Below are 21,295 nucleotides of genomic sequence, written 5' to 3'. Positions count from 1 at the left end.
GGGAATACCAGACCGGCCCAAGCCGGCGATTTCCCCCCGAGGCAAAGATGATCAAGACCAAGGATCAGCGCATGGCAGCCGCGCGACCGCTCCCCCTCAACCAGATTCTCGCAGGCGACTGCATCGAGGTCATGAACGCGCTTCCCGAAGCCAGCGTTGACCTGATCTTTGCCGATCCGCCCTATAACCTGCAGCTGCGCGGCGACCTGCACCGGCCCGACCATTCCAAGGTGGACGCGGTCGACGATCATTGGGACCAGTTTTCCAATTTTGCCTCCTACGACGCCTTCACCCGCGACTGGCTGGCCGCCGCACGGCGGCTGCTGAAGCCGAACGGGGCGATCTGGGTCATCGGCAGCTATCACAACATCTTCCGCGTGGGTGCCGAGATCCAGAACCAGGGCTTCTGGATCATGAACGACGTGATCTGGCGCAAGTCGAACCCGATGCCGAACTTCCGCGGCAAGCGGCTGACCAACGCGCATGAAACGCTGATCTGGGCCGCGAAGTCCGAGGCCTCGAAATACACCTTCAACTACGAGGCGCTGAAGTCGCTGAACGAAGGCACGCAGATGCGGTCCGACTGGGTGCTGCCCATCTGCAACGGGGGCGAGCGGCTGAAGGACGCGGCAGGCGACAAGGCCCACCCCACGCAAAAGCCCGAATCGCTGCTGCACCGCGTCATCATCGGCACCACCAATCCCGGCGACGTGGTGCTGGACCCGTTCTTCGGAACCGGCACGACTGGCGCGGTCGCCAAGATGCTGGGCCGCGACTTCATCGGGATCGAGCGCGAGGCGGCCTATCGCGAGGTTGCCGAGCGTCGCATCGGCCGCATCCGCCGCCTGGATGCCGAGGCCCTGGCGACCACCCGCGCCAAGCGGGCCGAGCCGCGCATCCCCTTCGGCCAGGTGATCGAACGCGGGATGCTGCGCCCGGGCGAGGAACTGTTTTCCATGAACAACCGCCACAAGGCCAAGGTCCGCGCCGACGGGTCACTGATCGGCAACGACGTCAAGGGCTCGATCCACCAGGTCGGCGCCGCGCTGGAAGGCGCGCCAAGCTGCAACGGCTGGACTTACTGGCATTACCGGCGCGAGGGCCGGATGATCCCCATCGACATCCTGCGCCAGCAGATCCGCGCCGAAATGGAGGGCGAGGTTTCCCGCCCCAACTGATCCTCACAGGTTCGCCACGTTCCCCCGGCTGCCGCCGAATGGGGGAACCGACTTGCCCCGCCATCACCGCATGGCGGGGCTTTTTCCGTCAATGGAAATCGCGGCTGGGAAAAAGCCGCCTGGCCTGTTCGCGCGGATGCTGCGCGCCGGGTGCGCCATGATCCAGTCGGGGCGCGTCGTCGGCAGGCGCGTGGCGCGCGCCAATCATTCCGTCCAGCGGATGGCCCAGTTCGGACAGCTTGCGGGACAGATCCTCGATATGCTCGGCGATCAGGTGGGTGACGATGCCTTCGCGCTGCAGGGGCCCGGTCACGCGCAGCAAGCGCCCGCCCATCACGGCGCGGCGGAAGCGGTGAAAGACGCGCTTCCAGACGACGACGTTCGACACGCCGGTCTCGTCCTCCAGCGTCAGGAAGATCACGCCCGAGGCCGTGCCGGGACGCTGCCGGGTGATGACCAGTCCGCAAACCGTTGTCCGGCGCAGGGGCGCGCGGACCAGCTCGGCATGGGGCGTCAGGCCGGGGATCGTGGGGCGCAGCAACTCCATCGGATGGGCGCGCAGCGTCAGGCGGGTCGAGACGTAGTCCTCGACCACCTCCTCGCCCAGATGCATGGCGGGCAGGTCCACGACCGGCTCGCGCAGGCCCTCGCCGTCCAGGGGATCGGCGAACAGCGGCAGGGGCGCGGGCGCCCGGATCGCGCGGATCGCCCACAGGGCGTCGCGCCGGGTCAGGCCCATGCCGGCAAAGGCATCGGCCTCGGCCAGCCGTTCGAGGGTGGCGGGGGCCAGGCCCGCGCGCAGCCACAGGTTCTCGGGGTCGGGATAGCCGTTGCCGCGATCGCGCGTGATGGCCAGGGCATCGGCCTGTCGCAGCCCCTTGATCTGCCGGAACCCCAGCCGCAGCGCCAGGGCGCCGTCAGACCGCCGCTCCAGCGTGTTGTCCCAGATGCTGCGGTTGACGCAGACCGGGCGCACCTCGATCCCGTGGTCGCGTACGTCCCGCACGATCTGCGCGGGGGCATAGAACCCCATCGGCTGGCTGTTCAAAAGCGCGCAGGCAAAGACCGCCGGGTGATGGCACTTGAGCCAGGCCGACACATAGGTCAGCATCGCGAATGCCGCCGCATGGCTTTCGGGAAAGCCGTAGTCGGCAAAGCCTTCGATCTGGGAAAAGCAACGCTCGGCGACCTCTCGGTCATAGCCGTTGTTCAGCATTCCGGCGACAAAGGTTTCGCGATGCTGGTCGATCGTGCCCATGCGGCGGAAGGATGCCAGCGACCGGCGCAGCTTGTCGGCATCCTCGGCCGAATAGCCTGCGCCCACCTGCGCGATCTGCAGCGCCTGCTCTTGAAACAGTGGCACGCCGAGGGTTCGCCTGGTGATCGCCTCAAGCGCGGGACCGAAGGGTTCCGGTTCCTCCAACCCTAATCGGCGCTGAATATAGGGTCGGACCATCCCGCCTTGGATGGGGCCGGGGCGGACAATGGCGACCTCGATCACCAGGTCATAGAACTCTCGCGGCTTCATGCGGGGCAGAAAGTTCATCTGCGCACGGCTCTCGACTTGAAAGACGCCGATAGCATCGGCCCGGCACAGCATGTCAAAGGTTGTCGCGTCCTCCCCGGGGACGGTGGCGAGAGTGTAATCTTCCTCCTCGTGCTGACGCAGCAGGTCGAAAGCCTTGCGGATGCAGGTCAGCATCCCGAGACTTAGCACATCGACCTTGAGAATTTTCAGCGCGTCGATATCGTCCTTGTCCCATTCGATGTAGGTGCGGTCCTCCATCGCCGCGTTCTCGATGGGACAAAGCTCGTCCAGCCGCCCTTGGGTGATGACAAAGCCGCCGACATGCTGCGACAGATGACGGGGAAAGCCGATGATTTCGCGAATCAGCGCAAGGGTTTGCGCGATCCGGTCGTCATCGGGATCAAGCCCGAGAGAACGCAGATGATCCTCTTTGATGCCCTTGTTGGAGATGCCCCAGACCATGCCCGACAATGTGGCGATCACATCCTGCGACAGGCCCATTGCCTTGCCGACTTCCCGGATCGCATTGCGTGTGCGGAAATGGATCACCGTTGCGCAAAGGCCCGCCCGGTGGCGAGAGTATTTCCTGTAGATCCACTGGACCACTTCCTCGCGTCGTTCGTGTTCGAAATCCACGTCGATATCCGGGGGTTCGCCCCGATGACGGGAAAGGAAGCGTTCAAACACCATGCCGATCTTGTCGGGATGAACATCGGTGACGCCAAGAGCCCAGCAGATGATGGAATTGGCGGCCGAGCCACGGCCTTGGCACAGAATGCCCAGGGACCGTGCCTTGGTCACGATGTCATGAACGGTCAGGAAGTACGGGGCATAGCCAAGTTCGGCCACGACACCCAGTTCCTTTTCCAGAATATCGCCGTGCTTTTGAGAAACGGTGCCTTTGTTGCGCTGCGCCAGACCATCGCGGGTGAGCCGTTCCAATCGCTGCTGGGGCGGTTCGCCATCCGTGATTTCGTGTGGGTAATCATAGGATAACTCTCCCAGGTCGAACCCGCACCGCGCCGCGATCTCGACCGTGCGGCGGATCGCGGCGGGGTGGCGGTGGAACAGCCGGGCCATGTCGGAGGCAGGCTTCAGGCGGCGCTCGGCATTGGGCAGGGCGCGGGTGCCGATGGCGTCGATGGTGATGCCCTCGCGCAGGCAGGTCAGCACGTCGGCCAGGGGGCGGCGGGCGGCACGGTGCATCAGGACGTCGCCCACGGCCACCATCGGCGCGGATGCGCGCTGCGCCAGCCCCGCGCAGGCGTCGAACCAGTCCTGGTCCGTGCCGTCATAGCGCGGCACCGCGCCCAGGAAGACGTCGCCCGGAAAGCAGCGCCGCAGGGCGTGGAGGGGGGCCAGGGCCTGGGACAGGTCGGCGGGCGGCAGGGCGATCAGGATGATGCCCCCGCACCCGTCTGCCAGATCGGCCAGCCGCAGGTCGCATCGGCCCTTGGCGGCCCGGCGCTTGCCCAGCGTCAGCAGGCGCGACAGGCGGTGATAGGCGGGCTTGTCGGTCGGCAGGGCCAGCCAATCGACCGGGCAGTCCGCCAGCACCAGCCGCGCGCCGACGATCAGCCTGGGCAGCCGGGGCAGGGGGCCGCGCGGCAGGTCCTGCGGCTGGCCGATTTCCTGGCGAGAGCAGTTGTCGATCTGCGTGGTGGAGCGGATGCGCAGGCTTTTCTTCGCCTCGGCCGCCAGGTCGCGCAGGGCGGACCAGGCCCGGACCACGCCCGCCAGCGAGTTGCGGTCGGTGATGGCGATGGCCTCCAGCCCCAGTTCGGCGGCGCGCAGCACCAGTTCCTCGGGATGCGAGGCGCCGGTCAGGAAGGTGAAGTTGGTCATCACCCCCAGTTCGGCATAGCGGGGCGCGGGCGGGGCGGGATCGGTCACGCGAATTCCCCCTGCACGAACCAGGCGGGGTTCTGCGGCGTGTGGAACATCCACAAGCGCGGCCCCTGCCGGGTTTCGATGCGCCAATAGTCGCGGATGCCATGGGGCCAGTCCCGATCCGGCCGCCACCATTCGGGGCAGATCCGTTCCGGTCCCGTCACCTCGGCGCTGGTCAGCCCCATGCGCCGCCAGCGGAACTGCTGCGGGGGCCTGGGGCCGCGCGCGGAAACGGGCTCGGGCGGGAACAGCCAGTGCGGGCGCAGGCGGGGCGCGGGCGGGGGCGGCTTCCCGCCCGAGGGGGCAAGCGCGAAGCTGTGTTCGGGGATATGGCTGTCGCTTGGAACGATGCGGCGGATGTTGTCCAGCCCCACGCGCGTGCCCAGCCGGGTGAGGAGGTCGGCCACATCCTCGCCGTCGGGGGCGCCGCCGGTGGTGACCTGGCGCTGGGGCATGGGTGCGGTCCGTGTCGCCTCCAGCCGCAACTGGTCGATGCCGAAGCCCGCGTCCACGCCCTCGACGCCGGGCGCGAACAGGGGAAGGATGCGTTCGGGCGCGCGCATGGTCGTGGCCAGGCGCAGGTCCGCATGGCGGCTTTCCCCATCGACCCGGCGCAGCGTCAGGCGCAGGGCCAAGGCGCCCGCCCCGTGCCGTTCCAGCGTCCGGCACAGCCGTTCCAGCAGCCGCCCGGTGCCGGCCATCACGTCCGAGACAAGGCCGATCGGTTCGGGCAGGGTCAGGCGCACCGCGAAACGGGGCTGATCGGCAAGGGGTGCGATGGATTCGGCGCGCAGGCCCTCCAACTGGTCCAACCGATCAAGCAAGCCCTGCCCGAAGCGCCGCGCCAGGGGCGCGCGGGCGGTGCCCCTGACATCGCCGATGCTGCGCAGGCCCAGCCGTTGCAGGGCGGTCACGGTATCGGGGTCGAGGCGCAGGGCGGCCACGGGCAGGTCGGCAAGCCTGCTGTCCCCGTCGCCGTAATGGGACATGGCCCAGGCCGCGGCGGGCGTCGCGGCCAGTCCGACCCGCACCGTCAGCCCGGCACGGGACAGGCGGTGGCGGATGTCCCCCAGCAGCGCATCCGTGCCGCCGAACAGGTGATCGACCCCGCCGATGTCCAGGGCCAGCCCGTCCGGGCCGTCCAGTCCCACCAGCGGCGAATAGCGCCCGGCCCAGCGGCGCAGCCCCTGCAGGAACCGCATGTCGCCCGCCGGATCGGCCGGGCGGCTGTGCAGGTCGGGGCAGAAGGCGCGGGCCTGCGACAGCGCCATGCCCCGGTGCAGGCCCGCGCGTTCCGCGGCAGGGTTCAGACAATGGACCCGGTCGCTGTTCTGCGCCCGGACCGACAGGACGAACGGTCCCTCTGCCGGTTGCAGGCGCAGCGCCCGGTCGCTTGGCAACCGGGGGAACCAGACCGAAACGATGTGCCGCTGCCGCGTCGCATCGAACATGGCGAACCCCAAGATGTTTCTGTTTTGTTCTTGCTACCCCTATCAGCCTGGAAAGTCGAGTTCGGTTCCATCGGAAAAAGAAAGCCGGGCCTTGGGCCCGGCTTTGCAATGCTTCATTGACGGGCAGGTCAGACCCAGGGACGGGCCTGCGCCATCTGCGACTCGAAGCTTTGGATGGCGGGGGCCTTTTCCATCGTCAGCCCGATATCGTCCAATCCGTTCAGCAGGCAGTGCTTGCGGAAGGGATCGACCTCGAAGGCGAAGGACACCCCGTCCGAGGTGGTGACCGTCTGGTTTTCCAGATCCACCGTCATGCGGGCGTTGGCACCCTTTCGGGCATCCTCCATCAGCGCATCGACGGCTTCCTGCGGCAGCACCACCGGCAGGATGCCGTTCTTGAAGCAATTGTTGAAGAAGATGTCCGCGAAGCTGGTGGAAATCACGCAGCGAATGCCGAAATCCAGCAGCGCCCAGGGCGCGTGTTCGCGCGACGAGCCGCAGCCGAAGTTGTCGCCCGCCACGATGATTTCCGCCTGGCGGTAGGCGGGCTGGTTCAGCACGAAATCCGGCAGCTCGTTGCCGTCGCGGTCATAGCGCATCTCGTCGAACAGGTTGACCCCCAGTCCCGACCGCTGGATGGTCTTCAGGAACTGCTTGGGGATGATCATGTCGGTGTCGATGTTGACCAGCGGCATGGGCGCCGCGATGCCGGTCAGGGTGGTGAACTTGTCCATGATCGGCTCTCCTCAGGCCATTTCTGCCGCAAAGGCGCGGATATCGACCAGATGCCCCGCGACCCCTGCCGCCGCCGCCATGGCGGGCGACATCAGGTGCGTGCGGCCCTTGTAGCCCTGGCGCCCCTCGAAGTTGCGGTTTGAGGTCGCGGCGCAGCGTTCGCCCGGCGCCAACTGGTCGGGGTTCATGCCAAGGCACATGGAACAGCCCGCAAGCCGCCATTCGAAGCCCGCGTCCTTGAAGACCCGGTCCAGCCCCTCCTCCTCGGCCTGGGCGCGGACGAGGCCCGATCCGGGCACGACCATGCCGCGCACGCCCGGCGCCAGGGTCCGGCCGCGCAGCACGTCAGCGGCGGCGCGCAGATCCTCGATCCGGCCGTTGGTGCAGGACCCGATGAAGACCGCGTCGATGGCGATGTCGGTCAGGGGAGTGCCGGGCGTCAGATCCATGTAGTCCAGCGACCGCCGCGCGGCCTCGACCTTGCCGCCGGTGAAATCCTCGGGGGCGGGGACGGTGGCGGTGATGGGCAGCGCATCCTCGGGGCTGGTGCCCCAGGTGACGGTGGGGGCGATGTCCTCGCCGCGCAGGGTGACGACCTTGTCCCACTGGGCGTCGTCGTCGGAAAACAGCGTCTTCCACCAGGCGACGGCGGCTTCCCATTGCGCGCCCTTCGGCGCATGGGGGCGGCCCTTCACATAGGCAAAGGTGGTTTCATCCGGCGCGATCAGGCCGGCGCGGGCGCCGCCCTCGATGGCCATGTTGCAGACCGTCATGCGGCCTTCCATGGACAGGCCGCGGATCGCCTCGCCGCAATATTCGATGACATGGCCGGTGCCGCCGCCGGTGCCGGTCTTGCCGATGATCGCCAGCACCACGTCCTTGGCGGTGACGCCGGGGGCGAGGCGGCCCGTCACCTCGACCTTCATGTTCTTCGACTTCTTCTGGATCAGCGTCTGGGTCGCCAGAACATGCTCGACCTCGCTGGTGCCGATGCCGTGGGCCAGGGCACCGAAGGCGCCATGGGTGGCGGTGTGGCTGTCGCCGCAGACCACCGTCATGCCGGGCAGGGTCCAGCCCTGTTCCGGGCCGACGATGTGGACGATGCCCTGGCGGATGTCGTTGACGGGGTAATAGACCACGCCGAACTCGCGGGCATTGCGGTCCAGCGCCTCGACCTGGATGCGCGATTCCTCGTTGTCGATGCCCTGTTCGCGGTCCCAGGTGGTGGGGACGTTGTGGTCGGGCACGGCAATGGTGCGTTCGGGGGCGCGAACGGTGCGGCCGGTCATGCGCAGGCCTTCGAAGGCCTGCGGGCTGGTGACCTCGTGGACCAGGTGGCGGTCGATATACAGAAGGCAGGTGCCGTCGGGCTGGCGGTCCACCACATGGGCGTCCCAGATCTTGTCGTAAAGCGTCCGCGCGGCGGCGGGTTTGGAATCAACGGTCATGGCTGAGGCTTTCGGCTGTGAGGATATGGCGAAGGGATCGGCTGCGGCGGAACCGCAGCCCGTCACAGTCGCGCCGTCACGCCGCGCGTTTCGCCAAAGAACCGCGAAGGCAGGCGCGCGCGGTCATGGATGTCGAAATAGATGAACCCGGACATGGGCGATCTTTTATGCGCCTTTCGGCGTTGACGCAATATTGTCGGAAAAGGCGGAGGGATGGAGCCGATCGGTCCGAACGTCGTGGATGCCGCGCAGGGCTTGTGGTCACGCATCGCCCTGTTCTTCGAGATCATGATCCTGCCGCAGCGGCTGTATCAGCTGGCCGCCGTCATCGGCCTGATCCTCCTGTCCTGGCTGCTGGGCCGGGGCGCCGTCCGCCTGTGGGACAGCTGGCTGCATCGTCGCGACAACTGGCCGAAATGGCGGCTGCGGCTTGGGGTGCTGATCGGGCGCAGGCTGGGGCTGCTGATCTTCGTGGCCTTGGCCTGGGCCGTCGTCCTTGTCATGCGCGAAGCCACCTGGCCCTCGCGCAGCGCGCTGATCGCGCTGGCGGCCTCCATCGCGACGGCCTGGCTGGTCATCTTCTTCCTGGTGCGGCTGATCGCCAACCGCTTCCTGCGCCGGATCACCAGTTGGCTGGCCTGGATCTGGGTCACGCTGCTGCTGCTTGGCCTGACGGAGCCCGCGGGCGATTTCCTGGACAGCATCGCCATCACGGTGGGCGAGCTGCGCCTGTCGGCCCTGACGGTGCTGAAGGCCCTAGTCGTGACCGGCCTGATGATCGGCGGCGCGCGGGCCTTGTCGCGGCTGATCTCGGGTCGGCTGGCCCGGAACGAGGACATCTCGCCCACGATGCGGGTGCTGACCACGAAGCTGTTGCAGATCGCGCTGTTCAGCCTGGCGCTGGTCGTGGGCCTGAAGGCGGCGGGCTTCGACCTGACGGGACTGGCGGTCTTTTCCGGCGCCGTGGGCGTGGGCCTGGGCTTCGGCTTGCAGAAGGTCGTGTCGAACTTGGTGTCGGGCGTGATCATCCTTCTGGACAAGTCCGTGAAGCCCGGCGACGTCATCAGCCTGGGCGACACCTTCGGCTGGATCGAGGAACTGGGCGCCCGCTATGTCAGCGTGGTCACGCGCGACGGCAAGGAATACCTGATCCCGAACGAGGATCTGGTCACGGGCCAAGTCGTCAACTGGTCCCACACCAACAGCTTCGTCCGGCTAGACCTGAAGTTCGGCGCCTCCTACGACGACGATCCCCACAAGGTCAGCGCCGTAGCCATCGCCGCCGTCAAGACCGTGAAGCGCGTGCTGACCCATCGGCAGGCGGTCTGCTGGGTCACGGGCTTCGGCGACAGTTCCATCGACTACGTGCTGCGCTTCTGGATCGACGACGCGGCGGGCGGGCTGACCAATGTGCGGGGCCAAGTCTATCTGGCGCTGTGGGACGCCTTCAAGGAACAGGGCATCACCATCCCCTTCCCGCAGCGCGAGGTGCGGGTTGTGAATGCCTCGCTGCCGATCCATATGGGCGATCCCCGGCCGGACGGCACGGAATCGGACCGGGATCATTGAGATGGCCCGAAAAGATGCTATCTTTAGACCATCCCCTGCGCCGGGGGCGATCGGCGCGCTGACCGGAGGATGAAACCCTGTCACAAGACGTCTCGTCGGCCACGGGGCCGGCAGCGACCCCCGCGGCGCATGATCTGACCAGCGACCAGATCCTGGACCGCATCCTGTCCTCGCTTGACGACGACAAGGCCGAGGACATCGTCACGATCGACCTGCGCGGACGGTCGGCCATGGCGGATCACATGGTGATCGCATCGGGCCGCAGCGCGCGTCAGGTGGGCGCCATCGCCGAAAAGCTGGCCGAGAGGATGAAGCAGATCACCGGCCGCACCCCCCGGATCGAGGGCAAGGACACGGGCGACTGGGTGCTGATCGACACGGACGACGTGATCGTCCACGTTTTCCGCCCCGAGGTGCGCGAGTTCTACCAGCTGGAAAAGATGTGGATGCCCGCCGACGCGCTGAGCCGCGTCCGCGACGGGGCACGCCCGGCCCACTGACCGGCCGGGCTCCATGCGAATCGACATCGCCGCGGTCGGGCGGCTGCGCAAGGGTCCCGAAGCGGCGATGGTGGCGGACTACCTCGACCGTTTCGCCAAGACCGGTCGCAGCCTCGGCCTGCCGCCCATCACCATCCACGAGGTCGAGGACAGGCGCGGCGGCGGCATGGCCGCTGAAGCGGAGGTTCTGGCGCGCGCGATCCCCCAAGGCGCGGCCCTGGTGATGATGGACGAACGCGGCGAACAGCCGACCTCTCCTTTGTTCGCGCGGCGGCTGGCGGAATGGCGCGACGAGGCGCGCGATGTCTGCTTCGTGATTGGCGGCGCGGACGGGCTTGATCCGGCGCTGCGGGCGCGGGCCGACTGGCAGATCAGCCTGGGCCGCATGGTCTGGCCGCACATGCTGGTCCGCGTGATGCTGGCCGAACAGCTGTATCGCGCGGCGACGATCCTGGCGGGATCGCCTTATCACCGGGAGTGAGTGTGGCAACCGGGCAGGGGGCTGTCTGCCCCCATCTCCTTCGGAGATTCCCCCGAGGATATTTACGCCAATGTGAAAGCAACCCTCATTTCATCTTGTTCAAATATCCCGCGGGGGTCCGGGGGCGCGAAGCCCCCGGCTTACGGTTGCCGCAGCCGCTGCGCCAGCGTAACAAGGCGAAAATCATCCGAGGCTGACATGACGAAACCTGTGGTCCTGTGCATTCTTGACGGTTGGGGCATCTCGGACCGGCCCGAGCAAAGCGCGCCGGACCAGGCCGTGACGCCGAACTTCGACCGGCTGATGCGCGACTGCCCCCATGCGACACTGACGACCTTCGGGCCCGACGTGGGCCTGCCCCGCGGCCAGATGGGCAATTCCGAGGTGGGCCATACCAATATCGGCGCCGGCCGCGTCGTGGCGATGGATCTGGGCCAGATCGACCTGGCGATCGAGGATGGCAGTTTTCACGGCAATGAAGGGCTGGTTCGCTTCGTGGAACGGCTGCGCGCCACGGGAGGGACGGCGCATCTGATGGGCGTGGTATCCGACGGGGGCGTGCATGGCCATATCGTCCATGTCCAGGCCGCCATCCGCGCCATTGCCGGGGCGGGCGTGCCGGTCGTGGTCCATGCCGTCACCGACGGACGCGACGTGCCGCCGCAGTCGGCGATGGGCTTTGTCACCGAACTGCAAGGCACGCTGCCCGAGGGCGCACGGATCGGCACGGTGATCGGACGTTACTTCGCCATGGACCGCGACAACCGCTGGGAACGGGTCGAGCGTGCCTATCGCGCCATCGTCGCGGGGCAGGGCGAGCCCGCGCTGTCCGCCGACCTGGCCGTGACCACCGCTTATGCGCGTGGCGAAACCGACGAATTCATCCAGCCCTTCATCGTCGACGGCTATAACGGCGCGATGGACGGGGACGGGTTCTTCTGCCTCAACTTCCGGGCCGACCGGGCGCGGGAGATCCTTGCCGCGCTGGCCGATCCGGCCTTCGACCAGTTCGGCACGAACGACCGCCCGGAATGGGCGGCGCTATTGGGGATGGTCGACTACAGCACCCGGCACAACGAATACATGACCACCGCCTACCCGAAGCGGCAGGTGCTCAACACGCTGGGCGCCTGGGTCGCCGCCAAGGGCCTGCGCCAGTTCCGCCTGGCCGAGACCGAGAAATACCCCCATGTCACCTTCTTCCTGAACGGCGGGAAAGAGGCGCCCGAACCGGGCGAGGACCGCTTCATGCCCTCCAGCCCCAAGGTCGCGACCTATGACCTTGCGCCCGAGATGGCCGCCGACGAGGTCGCGGCAAAACTGGTCCAGGTGATCGGCGCGGACTATGACCTGATCGTGGTGAACTTTGCCAATCCCGACATGGTGGGCCATACCGGCAGCCTGTCTGCCGCCATCCTGGCCTGCGAGGCCGTGGATCGCGGCCTTGGCCGGATGCTGGAGGCGCTGGACCGCGCGGGCGGCGCGGCGGTGATCTGCGCCGACCACGGCAATTGCGAGACGATGATCGACCCCGAAACCGGCGGCCCGCATACCGCCCATACCACCAACCCCGTGCCGGTGATCGTCTATGGCGGCCCGGCGGGCGCAAGCCTGCGGAACGGCAGGCTGGCCGATCTGGCGCCGACGGTTCTGGATCTGATGGGACTCGACAAGCCCGCCGAGATGACCGGCGAAAGCCTGATCGTGACCGCATGAAACGGCTGCTTTCCCTTGCGCTGGCGGCGCTGATCGCCGCCACTCCGGTGGCCGCCCAGGACCAGCCTTCGGTCGGCGCCGCCGTGGCCGAGGCGCAGGATGCCGCGGCCCAGTTGCGTGCCGCAGTCGCCAAGCTGGCCGATGCCGTGTCCGCCGACGACCAGGTGACGGCCCTGACGGAGGTCATCCGGGGATACGAACAGGGCCTCGCCGCCCTGCGCGAAGGCCTGCGCCAGGCCAGCGCGCGCGAGGCGGACCTGCGCGCCCGTTTCGAATCGCAGCGGGTGCAACTGGCCTCGGTGCTGGGGGCCATGACGGCGCTGCAGCAATCGCCCGAGACCACCATGCTGCTGCATCCGGCCGGCGCGCTGGCCAATGCCCGGTCGGGCATGGTGCTTGCCGATGTCACCCCCGGCCTGCGGTCCGAGGCCGAGCGGCTGCAGGACGACCTGCGCGAGATCGCCACCGTGCGCGAACTGCAGGCGGGCGCGGCGCAGATGCTGGGGACGGGACTTGCCTCGGTCCAGGAGGCGCGCAGGCTTCTGGCCAGCGCCGTGACCGACCGGTCCAGCCTGCCTGTCCGCTTTGCCGATGCGCCCGCAGAACTGCAAAAGCTGCGCGATGCGGCGCAGTCGCTGGACGAATTCGCGGCCGGCGTGGCCAAGGTGCAGATGGATGTCGGCCCGCCCATAGAGGATTTCGAGGGAGCCCGGGGAAGCCTGCCCCTGCCGGTGGTGGGAACCATCCTGCGGCTCTACGACCAGCCGGATGCCGCCGGGGTCGAACGTCCCGGCTGGGTGATCGCCACGCCCCCCGCGGCCCTCGTGACGACCCCCTGGCCCGCGACGATCCGCTATCGTGGCCCGCTGCTGGATTACGGCAATGTGATGATCGTCGAGCCCGCGCGCGGTTATCTTCTGGTCTTCGCGGGCATGGCGCAGGTCTTCGGAGAGGTGGGCGACGTGCTGCAGGCGGGCGATCCCTTGGGCCTGATGGGCGGGACGGAAGCGTCTGCACAGGAATTCGGTGCGCAATTCGTGGCCGATGCCGCCATGGGCGGCAATGCAGGGCAGACGGAATCCCTGTATCTCGAATTGCGCAAGGGACAGGAAACTCTGGACCCGGCGGACTGGTTCATGCTGAATCCGGTCGTAGGGGCCCAACAGGATTGAAGGCAGGAAAGGCCGACATGAAACATTATCTGATCGCAGGCGTGGGCGGCGTTCTGGCCGGGGCCCTGCTGACCACCCAGATCGCCGGGCCGCTGGTCGCGCAGGAAACCGGCTCCAACGCCTCGATCTACGAACAGCTTGAACTGTTCGGCAATGTCTTCGAACGCGTCCGTGCCGACTATGTCGAGGCGCCCGACGACAAGGAACTGATCGAGGCCGCCATCAACGGGATGCTGACCTCGCTGGACCCGCATTCCAGTTTCCTGTCGGCCAGCGACTACGAGGACATGCAGACCCAGACCCGCGGCAGCTTCGGCGGCCTGGGGATCGAGGTCAGCCAGGAGGAAGGGCTGGTCAAGGTCGTGTCCCCCATCGACGACACGCCTGCCGCGCAGGCTGGCGTCAAGTCGGGCGACTTCATCACCCATGTGAACGGCGAATCGCTGATGGGCCTGACGCTGGATCAGGCCGTGGACATGATGCGCGGCCCCATCGGGTCCGAGATCACCGTCACCATCCTGCGCGAGGGCGAGACCGAGCCGTTCGACCTGACCATGACGCGCGACACGATCAAGCTGACGGTGGTGAAAACCCGCGTGGAAGGCCATTCGGTCGTGTTGCGCGTGTCCACCTTCAACGACGAAACCTATGACACGCTGAAGTCCGAACTGGAGAAGGGCGTCAAGGATGCGGGCGGGATCGACAAGGTCACGGGCTTTGTCCTGGATCTGCGCAACAATCCCGGCGGGCTGCTGAACCAGGCGATCAGCGTGTCCGACGCCTTCCTGGAGGCTGGGGAGATCGTCAGCACCCGGGGCCGCAACCCCGAGGAAAGCGAACGCTGGAACGCCGAGCCGGGCGACTTGGCGCAGGGCAAGCCGATGGTCGTGCTGACCAATGGCGGCTCGGCCAGTGCCTCGGAAATCGTCGCGGGCGCGCTTCAGGATCACCGCCGCGCCATCGTGGTGGGCGAAAAGACCTTCGGCAAGGGTTCGGTCCAGACGGTCATGCCGGTGACGGCCGAAAGCGCCATCCGCCTGACCACGGCGCGCTATTACACGCCGTCGGGCCGCTCGATCCAGTCGCTGGGCATCCAGCCCGACATTCTGGTGGCCCAGCCGACCCCGCCGGCCACGCCCGAGGACGAGAAGGAAGGCCCGCGCACCCAGTCGAACTTCGGCCGGTCCGAGGCCGACCTGCGCGGCGCGCTGAACAACGATTCGGTCAGCGACGACGAGAAGAAGCAGATGGAGGACGAGGCCGCCGAGGTCGAGGCCACCGCCAAGCTGCGCGACGAGGACTACCAGCTGGCCTATGCCGTGGACATCCTCAAGGGCCTTGCCGCCGTCGATTTCCAGGCGGGGCAGGTTCCGGCCAGCGAAACCCCCGCCATGACGGGCGAGGGATCGGGGACCGAGGGTTCGGGCGCGGCCAAGACGAATGGCTGAGGCGGAACGGACGGGGCCGGGCGGGCTGCCCTACCGGCCCTGCGCCGGCGTGGTGCTGATCAACGCGGAAGGCCTGGTCTTCGCGGGCCAGCGCATCGACATGCCTGGCGCCTGGCAGATGCCCCAGGGCGGGATCGACGGGGGTGAATCCCCGCGCGAGGCCGCCCTGCGCGAGTTGGTCGAGGAAACCGGCGTTTCCCCCGACAAGGTCGAGATCCTGGCCGAAACCCCCGGTTGGGTCTATTACGACCTGCCGCCCGAGCTTATGGGCAAGGTCTGGAAGGGAAAGTATGGCGGCCAGCGCCAGAAATGGGTGCTGATGCGGTTCGGGGGGGACGACGCCGACATCCGCATCGACACCGACCACCCCGAGTTCGAGGAGTGGCGCTGGATGCCCGCGGCTGCGCTGCTGGAAAACATCGTGCCTTTCAAGCGCGGGGTTTACGAGGAGGTGCTGGCGGCGTTCCGGGAGTGGCTGCGGTAGGGGTTGTCTGGACGACAAGGGACGAACCTGCCGCTGGCCGCGACGGTTACCGCGATCTTGACGAAGGCCATGCAGGATCGCGGAGCATCCGTCCGGCCTCGGCATGGCGGTTTCCCGGAACATCGCCTTCTAAGGTTGTTTGCCCGTGAGTCCACGATCCATCGGGGATGCAGATGGCAAGGCGATCGGGGCCTGCGCTCCGGTCGTTCGGCATCGTCCCTTCCTTCGCCGAACAGGAACTGCGCCCATGCATCCACTTGGCCAGCCATCCTTTGAACAGCGCATCGGCGTCATCTCCGACACGCACGGCCTGCTCCGCCCCGAGGCGCTGGAGGCTCTCGAAGGCGTCCACCATATCCTGCACGCGGGCGATATCGGCGATCCCCGCCATCTCGACGTGCTGGTGCGCATCGCCCCGGTAACGGCAATCCGCGGCAACATCGACCGCGGCGACTGGGCCAAGGACTTGCCTGAAACGGTCAGCCTCACGACCGGAGGCTTGCGGATCCACATGATCCATGACCGCAAGGCCTTGCGGGCCGATCCGCGCGCCGAAGGGTGGGACGTGGTGATCTCGGGCCACTCCCACAAGCCCGGCATCGCGGAAACCGGCAGCATCCTTTGGCTGAACCCCGGCGCGGCCGGCCCCCGCCGCTTCCGCCTGCCGATCACGCTGGCTTTCCTTTGGAAAGAGGCCGGGCGCCCCCGCGCCATGATCCACCCCTTGCCTGTCTGACCTGCTTCCGCTTGGACATGGCCACCTGAATGGCCCTCAGTCTGCTGGAGGCAGAGGCAGGATCCCTCATGAGTTCGCGACGGATCGATGTCTATTGCGGCAGCATGAAGGCAGGGATCAATGACCGCAACGGGCTCAAGGCGCACGAACCGGAAGGGCGCCCTTTCGGACGCCCCTTTCTCCATCACCGCCGCAACTGCCCCAGCAGGATCGATGTCGGATACCCGTCCGGCGTGACCCCGATGGACCGCTGGTAGGCCGCGACCGATTCCATCGTGGCCGAGCCGAACAGCCCGTCGATCTCGCCCTGGTAAAAGCCCTTGGCGCGCAGGCGCTGCTGGATTTCCTGTCGTTCCGACGTGGACAGCGGACGGTCGTTGCGGGGCCAAGATCCCTGGATGCCCGCGCGGCCCGCGATGCGCTCGCCCAGGAAAGCCACGCCAAGCGCGTAGTTGTCCGAGTTGTTGTAGCGCAGGATCGACCGGAAGTTGTCGAGGATCAGGAAGGCCGGGCCGTTCGCGCCCGCCGGCATGATGATCGAGCCGTTGCCGCCCGGCAGCGCGCCGCCGCCGATCCGGCGAACGCCTTGGGCCGCCCAGTCCGACCGCCGCGTGCCCTTGCCGACCAGGCCCATGTTGAAGCCCGGCGGCAACTGCACCTCGGCCCCCCAGGCCTGGCCCGGCACCCAGCCGTTGCGGCGCAGGTAGTTCGCGGTGGATGCCAGCGAGTCGGTCGGGTCGTCCGACCAGATGTCGCGGCGTCCATCGCCGGTAAAATCGACCGCATAGTCCAGATACGAGGTCGGCATGAACTGCGTGTGGCCCATCGCCCCGGCCCACGACCCCAGCATATGCTCGGGATCGGTGTCGCCCGCCTGCAGGATGCGCAGCGAGGCGATCAGCTGGTTCTGGAACATCTCGCCCCGGCGGCCGTCATAGGCCAGCGTGGCCAGCGACGGGATGATCTGCATCTTGCCGCGGTTGGCGCCGAAGTTCGATTCCATCCCCCAGACCGCCAGCACGATCTCGCGCGGGACGCCATAGCGGGCCTCGATCCGGGACAACACGCCAGACAGCTGCGCGGCCTTCTGGCGGCCGGTGGTGATGCGCGAATCCGATACGGCGCTGTCCAGGTACAGCCAGACGGGGCGGCTGAACTCGGCCTGCTTGCGGTCCAGGCGGATCACCTCGGGGTTGTAGCGGGCGATGCGCATGGCGCGGTCATAGGTGGCGGGCGACACGCCCGAGGCGATGGCGCGGGGCCGGAAGGACTGGACGAAGTTCTGCAGGCCTGCCTCGTCTCCGGCCGAGGCGGCGGGGATCGGCGCGGGCGTGACCGGGCCGCTGCCGGTCATCGCGCCCGGTGCGCGGTTCATCGGACCGCCGCAGGACGCCAGCGCGCCCACCAGGGCGGTGGTCAGGAAAATGCGGGAAAGTATCATGGGATCGCCTGTCCGTGACTGCTGCTGTTCTTGTTGGGGGCAGTCTAGCGAAGACACTTTCGGTTGAATAGGCCGCTTTGCCCCTAGTGCAGCATCCCGTCGTCGTCCGACCCGCCTTCGCAGCCTTTGAAGAAGGGCTGCATCTGCGCGATGATGACCGAGTTCTCGTCCAGGGCGCGGTTCATCAGGGCGCGCTCCTCGTCGTCGATCTCGTGGCCTTCGGCCAGCCGTTCCTCCAGGCTGCCATAGCCGGTCACGTCCAGCGGCGACAGGTCGGCCTGCTTCAGGATGGCAACGGTTTCGCGCACGGCCTCGGCCTCGTCACGGCCTGCGGCATAGCAGATCAGCGCGGCGCCGGTCGATCCGTCGGGCAACCCGTCGTTCGGGGCCCGTCCCACCTCGACCAGCAGGGTATAGACGTTCATGGCGGGTCTCCTTCGATCGCCCGTCCGCCTCATCACGCCGCAGGGCAAAGCGCAAGACGTGCGATGCGGGGACGGCCCTTTTCCCCATGCCGTCGCCGCCTTATGGTCGCGCCGCGATCATGGGGGGACGGGATGAGCAAAAGCGTGGCGCGCGTGCGGACGGCCCTGGATGCGGCGGGGGTGAAGGCCGAGATCCTGGAGATGGCGGACAGCACCCGCACGGCGGCCGATGCCGCGCAGGCGGCGGGCTGCGCCCTCGACCAGATCGCCAAGTCGATCATCTTCCGGGGCGAGGCCAGCGGCCATGTCGTCCTGTTCCTGACCGCCGGCGGCAACCGCGTCGATCCCGCCAAGGCCACCGCCATCGCCGGGCAGCCGCTGGGCAAGGCCGATGCGGCGCTGATCCGCGCGGAAACCGGCTTTGCCATCGGCGGCGTCGCCCCGGTGGGCCATCCGGCGCCGGTGGCGGCCTTTTTCGACCGGCGCCTGCTGGATTTCGACCGCGTCTGGGCCGCGGCCGGCACGCCGCGCCACATCTTCGCCATCGCGCCGGGGGTGTTGCTGACCCTGACGGGGGCGTCGCTGGCGGATTTCACCGGCTGAGAAGCCGTTCCAACAGCGGGCTGCCCGCCCGTTCCAGCCCTTCGACCACGTCGAAATGATGGTGGCCGGGGTCGATCACGCATTCGGTCGCCGCGCCCAGTCCCGCCCAGACATTCGCCAGAAGCCGGGCCTGCCGGATGAACTCGGGCCGTTCCATCCCGCCGACCCAGGTGGTGACCGGGATGCCCGGGCGGGGCGCCAGCAGGGCGGGGCTTTCCGCCGCGGCCTCGTTCGCGTCAAGCCGCAGGGTGTCGTTCATGGCCGTGCACAGCAGCGGACGCAGGTCCGCCAGGGGTGAGATCGGCACGCAGGCCGTCACCCGCGCCGCCACCGCATCGGGCAGGCCGTCGGGGCAGACCATCCGCGCGGCCAGATGGCCGCCTGCGGAATGGCCGCTCAGGACAAGGGGGCCGTCCACGCAGCGGGCAGCCTCGACGATCGCCTCGGCGACCTCGCGGGTCATCTGCGCGATGCGCGCCTTGGGGGCCAGCGTATAGGCGGGCATGGCCACGGCCCAGCCGCGCGCCAGGGCACCGGCAGCCAGGTGCGACCAGGTGCCGGGACCAAAGCGCATCCAGTAGCCGCCATGGATGAAGACCATCAGCCCCCGCGCGGTGCCCGACGGGCGGAACAGGTGCCCGCGCCCCAGCGGCTCGGGGGGATGGGCCTGGCGGAACTGGGCGGCGGCATCCTCCCACCGGGGAACGAAGCTTTCGGCATTGGGGATATGCGCGCCATTGGCATAGGCGTCGTCCCAGTCGGCGACGTGATACAGCATCCAGATCCCTCTTTCCGGCCTTCCCTTTCCGCCAGGTGATCCTGCTGCTAGCCTCCGGTCAAGACAAGGAGCCGCCATGACCGATTTCACCGCCACCCGCCGCGCCTTCCACCTGCCCGCCGGCATCACCTACCTGGACGGCAACTCGCTGGGGCCGATGCCCGTCGCGGCCAGGGACCGGGTGGCGGCGATGATGGCGGACGAATGGTCCGAGATGCTGATAACCGGCTGGAACAAGGCGGGCTGGTATGTCCAGCCGCGCCGCGTCGGCGACCGCATCGCCCGCCTGATCGGGGTCGGGCCGGGCGAGGTGGTGATGGGCGACACGCTGTCGATCAAGGTGTTCCAGGCCGTCAGCGCCGCACTGGCGCTGCGTCCCGGCCGCCGCGTGATCCTGTCGGACAACGGCAACTTCCCGTCGGATCTTTATGTGGCCGAAGGGCTGGCGCGCGCGGTCGGCGCCGAACTGCGCGTCGTCGCCCCCGAGGAGGTCGGGGCCGCGATCACGCCCGACCTGGCCGTGCTGATGCTGACCGAGGTGGATTACCGCACCGGCCGCCGCCACGACATGGCGGCGCTGACCGCCCTTGCGCATCGCGCGGGCGCGCTGACGGTCTGGGATCTGGCCCATTCGGCGGGCGCGGTCGATGTGGACCTGGCCGGGGCGGATGCCGATTTCGCGGTCGGCTGCACCTACAAGTACCTGAACGGCGGGCCGGGCGCCCCCGCCTTCATCTGGACCCATCCCCGCCATGCCGAGGCGGCGCAGCCGATCCTGCAGGGCTGGATGGGCCATGAGGCGCCCTTTGCCTTTGACCTGGGCTATCGCCCGGCCGGGGGAGTGGAAAGGATGCGGGTCGGCACGCCCCCCGTGATCGCCCTGACGGCACTGGATGCCGCGCTTGACGTGTGGGACGACGTCGAACTGGCTGACCTGCGCGCCCGCTCGATCGCGTTGACCGAGGCGTTCATCAAGGGGGTCGAGGCCGCTTGCCCGGACGTGACCCTCAATTCACCCCGCGATCCGCAGCGGCGCGGTTCCCAGGTCAGCTTCCGCCATCCGCAGGGCTATGCGGTGATGCAGGCGCTGATCGCCGAGGGCGTGATCGGCGACTTCCGGGCGCCGGACGTGCTGCGCTTTGGCTTCGCGCCGCTCTACAATGATCTTGACGATGTCGGGCGCGCGGTCGAAACCTTGGCCCGGGTCCTGCGCGACGGTCTTTGGAATGATGAGAAGTTTCATGACAAGGCGGCGGTGACGTAAGGGCACGGGGCTTTCGCCGGTGCCGATTGTGACGCACAACTGCGTCATTTGATGGGACGTGTTCATGCGCGTGTTTCGATTGGCATGGGTCATTGGGGCCGCGGCGTTGCCGGGATCCGCGGCGCTTGCGCAAGGCGACCTGCTGCGCGTCGAACTGGTCGAGGCCGCCGAGCGGCCGGTGCAGCTTGACCTGCAACTGTCGGGAAGCATCGCCGCCACGGACAGCATCCAGCTGAGCTTTCGCCAGGCCGGGCGCGTGACAAGCGTCCTGGTGGACGAAGGCGACCGCGTGGCCGAGGGGCAGGAACTTGCCCGGGTCGATTCTCTCCAGCAGGACCAGGCCCTTCGCGTGGCCGAGGCCGGATTGGCCGCGGCCCGCGCCGGCCTGTCCCAGGCCCGTCAGGCCAGCGACCGGGCCGAGGCGCTGCTGGCCCGCGGCGTCGGCACC

General features: G+C 68.0%; 18 protein-coding genes and 1 pseudogene. 12 read left to right on the top strand and 7 right to left on the bottom strand.

Annotation, left to right across the window (positions count from 1 at the left end; genetic code table 11):
- Positions 1–47: 47 nt before the first annotated feature.
- Positions 48–1,178 (top strand): site-specific DNA-methyltransferase, encoded by a 1,131-nt coding sequence (locus tag J0F76_RS09515; RefSeq protein ID WP_207468442.1) that lies wholly within the window; start codon positions 48–50, stop codon positions 1,176–1,178.
- A gap of 88 nt (positions 1,179–1,266) precedes the next feature.
- Here J0F76_RS09515 and J0F76_RS09510 read toward each other — a convergent pair whose 3' ends face one another.
- From J0F76_RS09510 to leuC, 4 genes are all read right to left on the bottom strand, one after another.
- Positions 1,267–4,551 (bottom strand): error-prone DNA polymerase, encoded by a 3,285-nt coding sequence (locus J0F76_RS09510; protein ID WP_207468532.1) that lies wholly within the window; start codon positions 4,549–4,551, stop codon positions 1,267–1,269.
- Between the two features lie 44 nt (positions 4,552–4,595).
- Positions 4,596–6,047 (bottom strand): Y-family DNA polymerase, encoded by a 1,452-nt coding sequence (locus J0F76_RS09505; RefSeq protein WP_207468440.1) that lies wholly within the window; start codon positions 6,045–6,047, stop codon positions 4,596–4,598.
- A 128-nt stretch (positions 6,048–6,175) separates the two neighbouring features.
- Entirely contained in the window at positions 6,176–6,781 is a 606-nt protein-coding gene (gene leuD, locus J0F76_RS09500; RefSeq protein ID WP_207468438.1) for a 3-isopropylmalate dehydratase small subunit, read from the bottom strand.
- Positions 6,782–6,793: 12 nt separating this feature from the next.
- Positions 6,794–8,230: a 3-isopropylmalate dehydratase large subunit gene (gene leuC / locus J0F76_RS09495; RefSeq protein ID WP_207468435.1), complete on the bottom strand. Its 1,437-nt coding sequence runs from the start codon at positions 8,228–8,230 to the stop codon at positions 6,794–6,796.
- 213 nt (positions 8,231–8,443) lie between these two features.
- On the opposite strand from leuC, the gene J0F76_RS09490 reads away from it, so the two are divergent.
- From J0F76_RS09490 to J0F76_RS09455, 8 genes are all read left to right on the top strand, one after another.
- Entirely contained in the window at positions 8,444–9,799 is a 1,356-nt protein-coding gene (locus tag J0F76_RS09490) for a mechanosensitive ion channel family protein (RefSeq protein WP_207468433.1), read from the top strand.
- A 77-nt stretch (positions 9,800–9,876) separates the two neighbouring features.
- Positions 9,877–10,299, top strand: a complete 423-nt coding sequence (rsfS, locus tag J0F76_RS09485) for a ribosome silencing factor (protein ID WP_207468530.1) — start codon at positions 9,877–9,879, stop codon at positions 10,297–10,299.
- 13 nt (positions 10,300–10,312) lie between these two features.
- Complete coding sequence (rlmH, locus tag J0F76_RS09480; protein ID WP_207468431.1) at positions 10,313–10,780, top strand: 23S rRNA (pseudouridine(1915)-N(3))-methyltransferase RlmH; 468 nt, start codon at positions 10,313–10,315, stop codon at positions 10,778–10,780.
- Positions 10,781–10,978: 198 nt separating this feature from the next.
- On the top strand, positions 10,979–12,496 hold the full coding sequence (gpmI, locus tag J0F76_RS09475) for a 2,3-bisphosphoglycerate-independent phosphoglycerate mutase (RefSeq protein ID WP_207468428.1): 1,518 nt from the start codon (positions 10,979–10,981) through the stop codon (positions 12,494–12,496).
- A complete protein-coding gene (locus J0F76_RS09470) occupies positions 12,493–13,668 on the top strand; it encodes a murein hydrolase activator EnvC family protein (protein WP_207468426.1) in 1,176 nt (391 codons plus the stop codon). Before gpmI ends, J0F76_RS09470 begins: the two co-directional genes overlap by 4 nt.
- A gap of 17 nt (positions 13,669–13,685) precedes the next feature.
- Positions 13,686–15,116 carry a S41 family peptidase gene (locus tag J0F76_RS09465; RefSeq protein ID WP_207468424.1) on the top strand — a complete coding sequence of 477 codons (1,431 nt, stop codon included), beginning with the start codon at positions 13,686–13,688 and terminating at the stop codon, positions 15,114–15,116.
- Positions 15,109–15,600, top strand: coding sequence for an RNA pyrophosphohydrolase (locus tag J0F76_RS09460; protein WP_207468422.1), 492 nt, complete (start codon positions 15,109–15,111; stop codon positions 15,598–15,600). The genes J0F76_RS09465 and J0F76_RS09460 overlap by 8 nt, the downstream gene beginning before the upstream one ends.
- Positions 15,601–15,847: 247 nt before the next feature.
- Positions 15,848–16,336: a metallophosphoesterase family protein gene (locus J0F76_RS09455; RefSeq protein WP_207468421.1), complete on the top strand. Its 489-nt coding sequence runs from the start codon at positions 15,848–15,850 to the stop codon at positions 16,334–16,336.
- Positions 16,337–16,520: 184 nt separating this feature from the next.
- Here the strand turns inward: J0F76_RS09455 and J0F76_RS09450 are convergent, their stop codons facing one another.
- Together J0F76_RS09450 and J0F76_RS09445 are read right to left on the bottom strand one after the other, a co-directional pair.
- Positions 16,521–17,777, bottom strand: coding sequence for a lytic murein transglycosylase (locus J0F76_RS09450; RefSeq protein WP_207468419.1), 1,257 nt, complete (start codon positions 17,775–17,777; stop codon positions 16,521–16,523).
- An 83-nt stretch (positions 17,778–17,860) separates the two neighbouring features.
- Positions 17,861–18,202 carry a hypothetical protein gene (locus J0F76_RS09445; RefSeq protein WP_207468416.1) on the bottom strand — a complete coding sequence of 114 codons (342 nt, stop codon included), beginning with the start codon at positions 18,200–18,202 and terminating at the stop codon, positions 17,861–17,863.
- Between the two features lie 132 nt (positions 18,203–18,334).
- Between J0F76_RS09445 and J0F76_RS09440 the strand changes: the two genes are divergently transcribed.
- Complete coding sequence (locus J0F76_RS09440) at positions 18,335–18,805, top strand: YbaK/EbsC family protein (protein ID WP_207468414.1); 471 nt, start codon at positions 18,335–18,337, stop codon at positions 18,803–18,805.
- On the opposite strand, the gene J0F76_RS09435 is transcribed toward J0F76_RS09440, so the two are convergent.
- Positions 18,795–19,583, bottom strand: coding sequence for an alpha/beta hydrolase (locus J0F76_RS09435; RefSeq protein ID WP_207468411.1), 789 nt, complete (start codon positions 19,581–19,583; stop codon positions 18,795–18,797). The two genes, J0F76_RS09440 and J0F76_RS09435, sit on opposite strands and share 11 nt — an antisense overlap.
- A gap of 76 nt (positions 19,584–19,659) precedes the next feature.
- Between J0F76_RS09435 and kynU the strand changes: the two genes are divergently transcribed.
- Positions 19,660–20,847 carry a kynureninase gene (gene kynU / locus J0F76_RS09430; RefSeq protein WP_207468409.1) on the top strand — a complete coding sequence of 396 codons (1,188 nt, stop codon included), beginning with the start codon at positions 19,660–19,662 and terminating at the stop codon, positions 20,845–20,847.
- Between the two features lie 106 nt (positions 20,848–20,953).
- A pseudogene (locus J0F76_RS09425) lies at positions 20,954–21,295 on the top strand (efflux RND transporter periplasmic adaptor subunit); the annotation flags it as partial.

Source organism: Paracoccus fontiphilus, assembly GCF_017356265.1.
GTDB lineage: Bacteria > Pseudomonadota > Alphaproteobacteria > Rhodobacterales > Rhodobacteraceae > Paracoccus > Paracoccus fontiphilus.
This window is presented reverse-complemented; position numbering and strand designations above follow the sequence as displayed.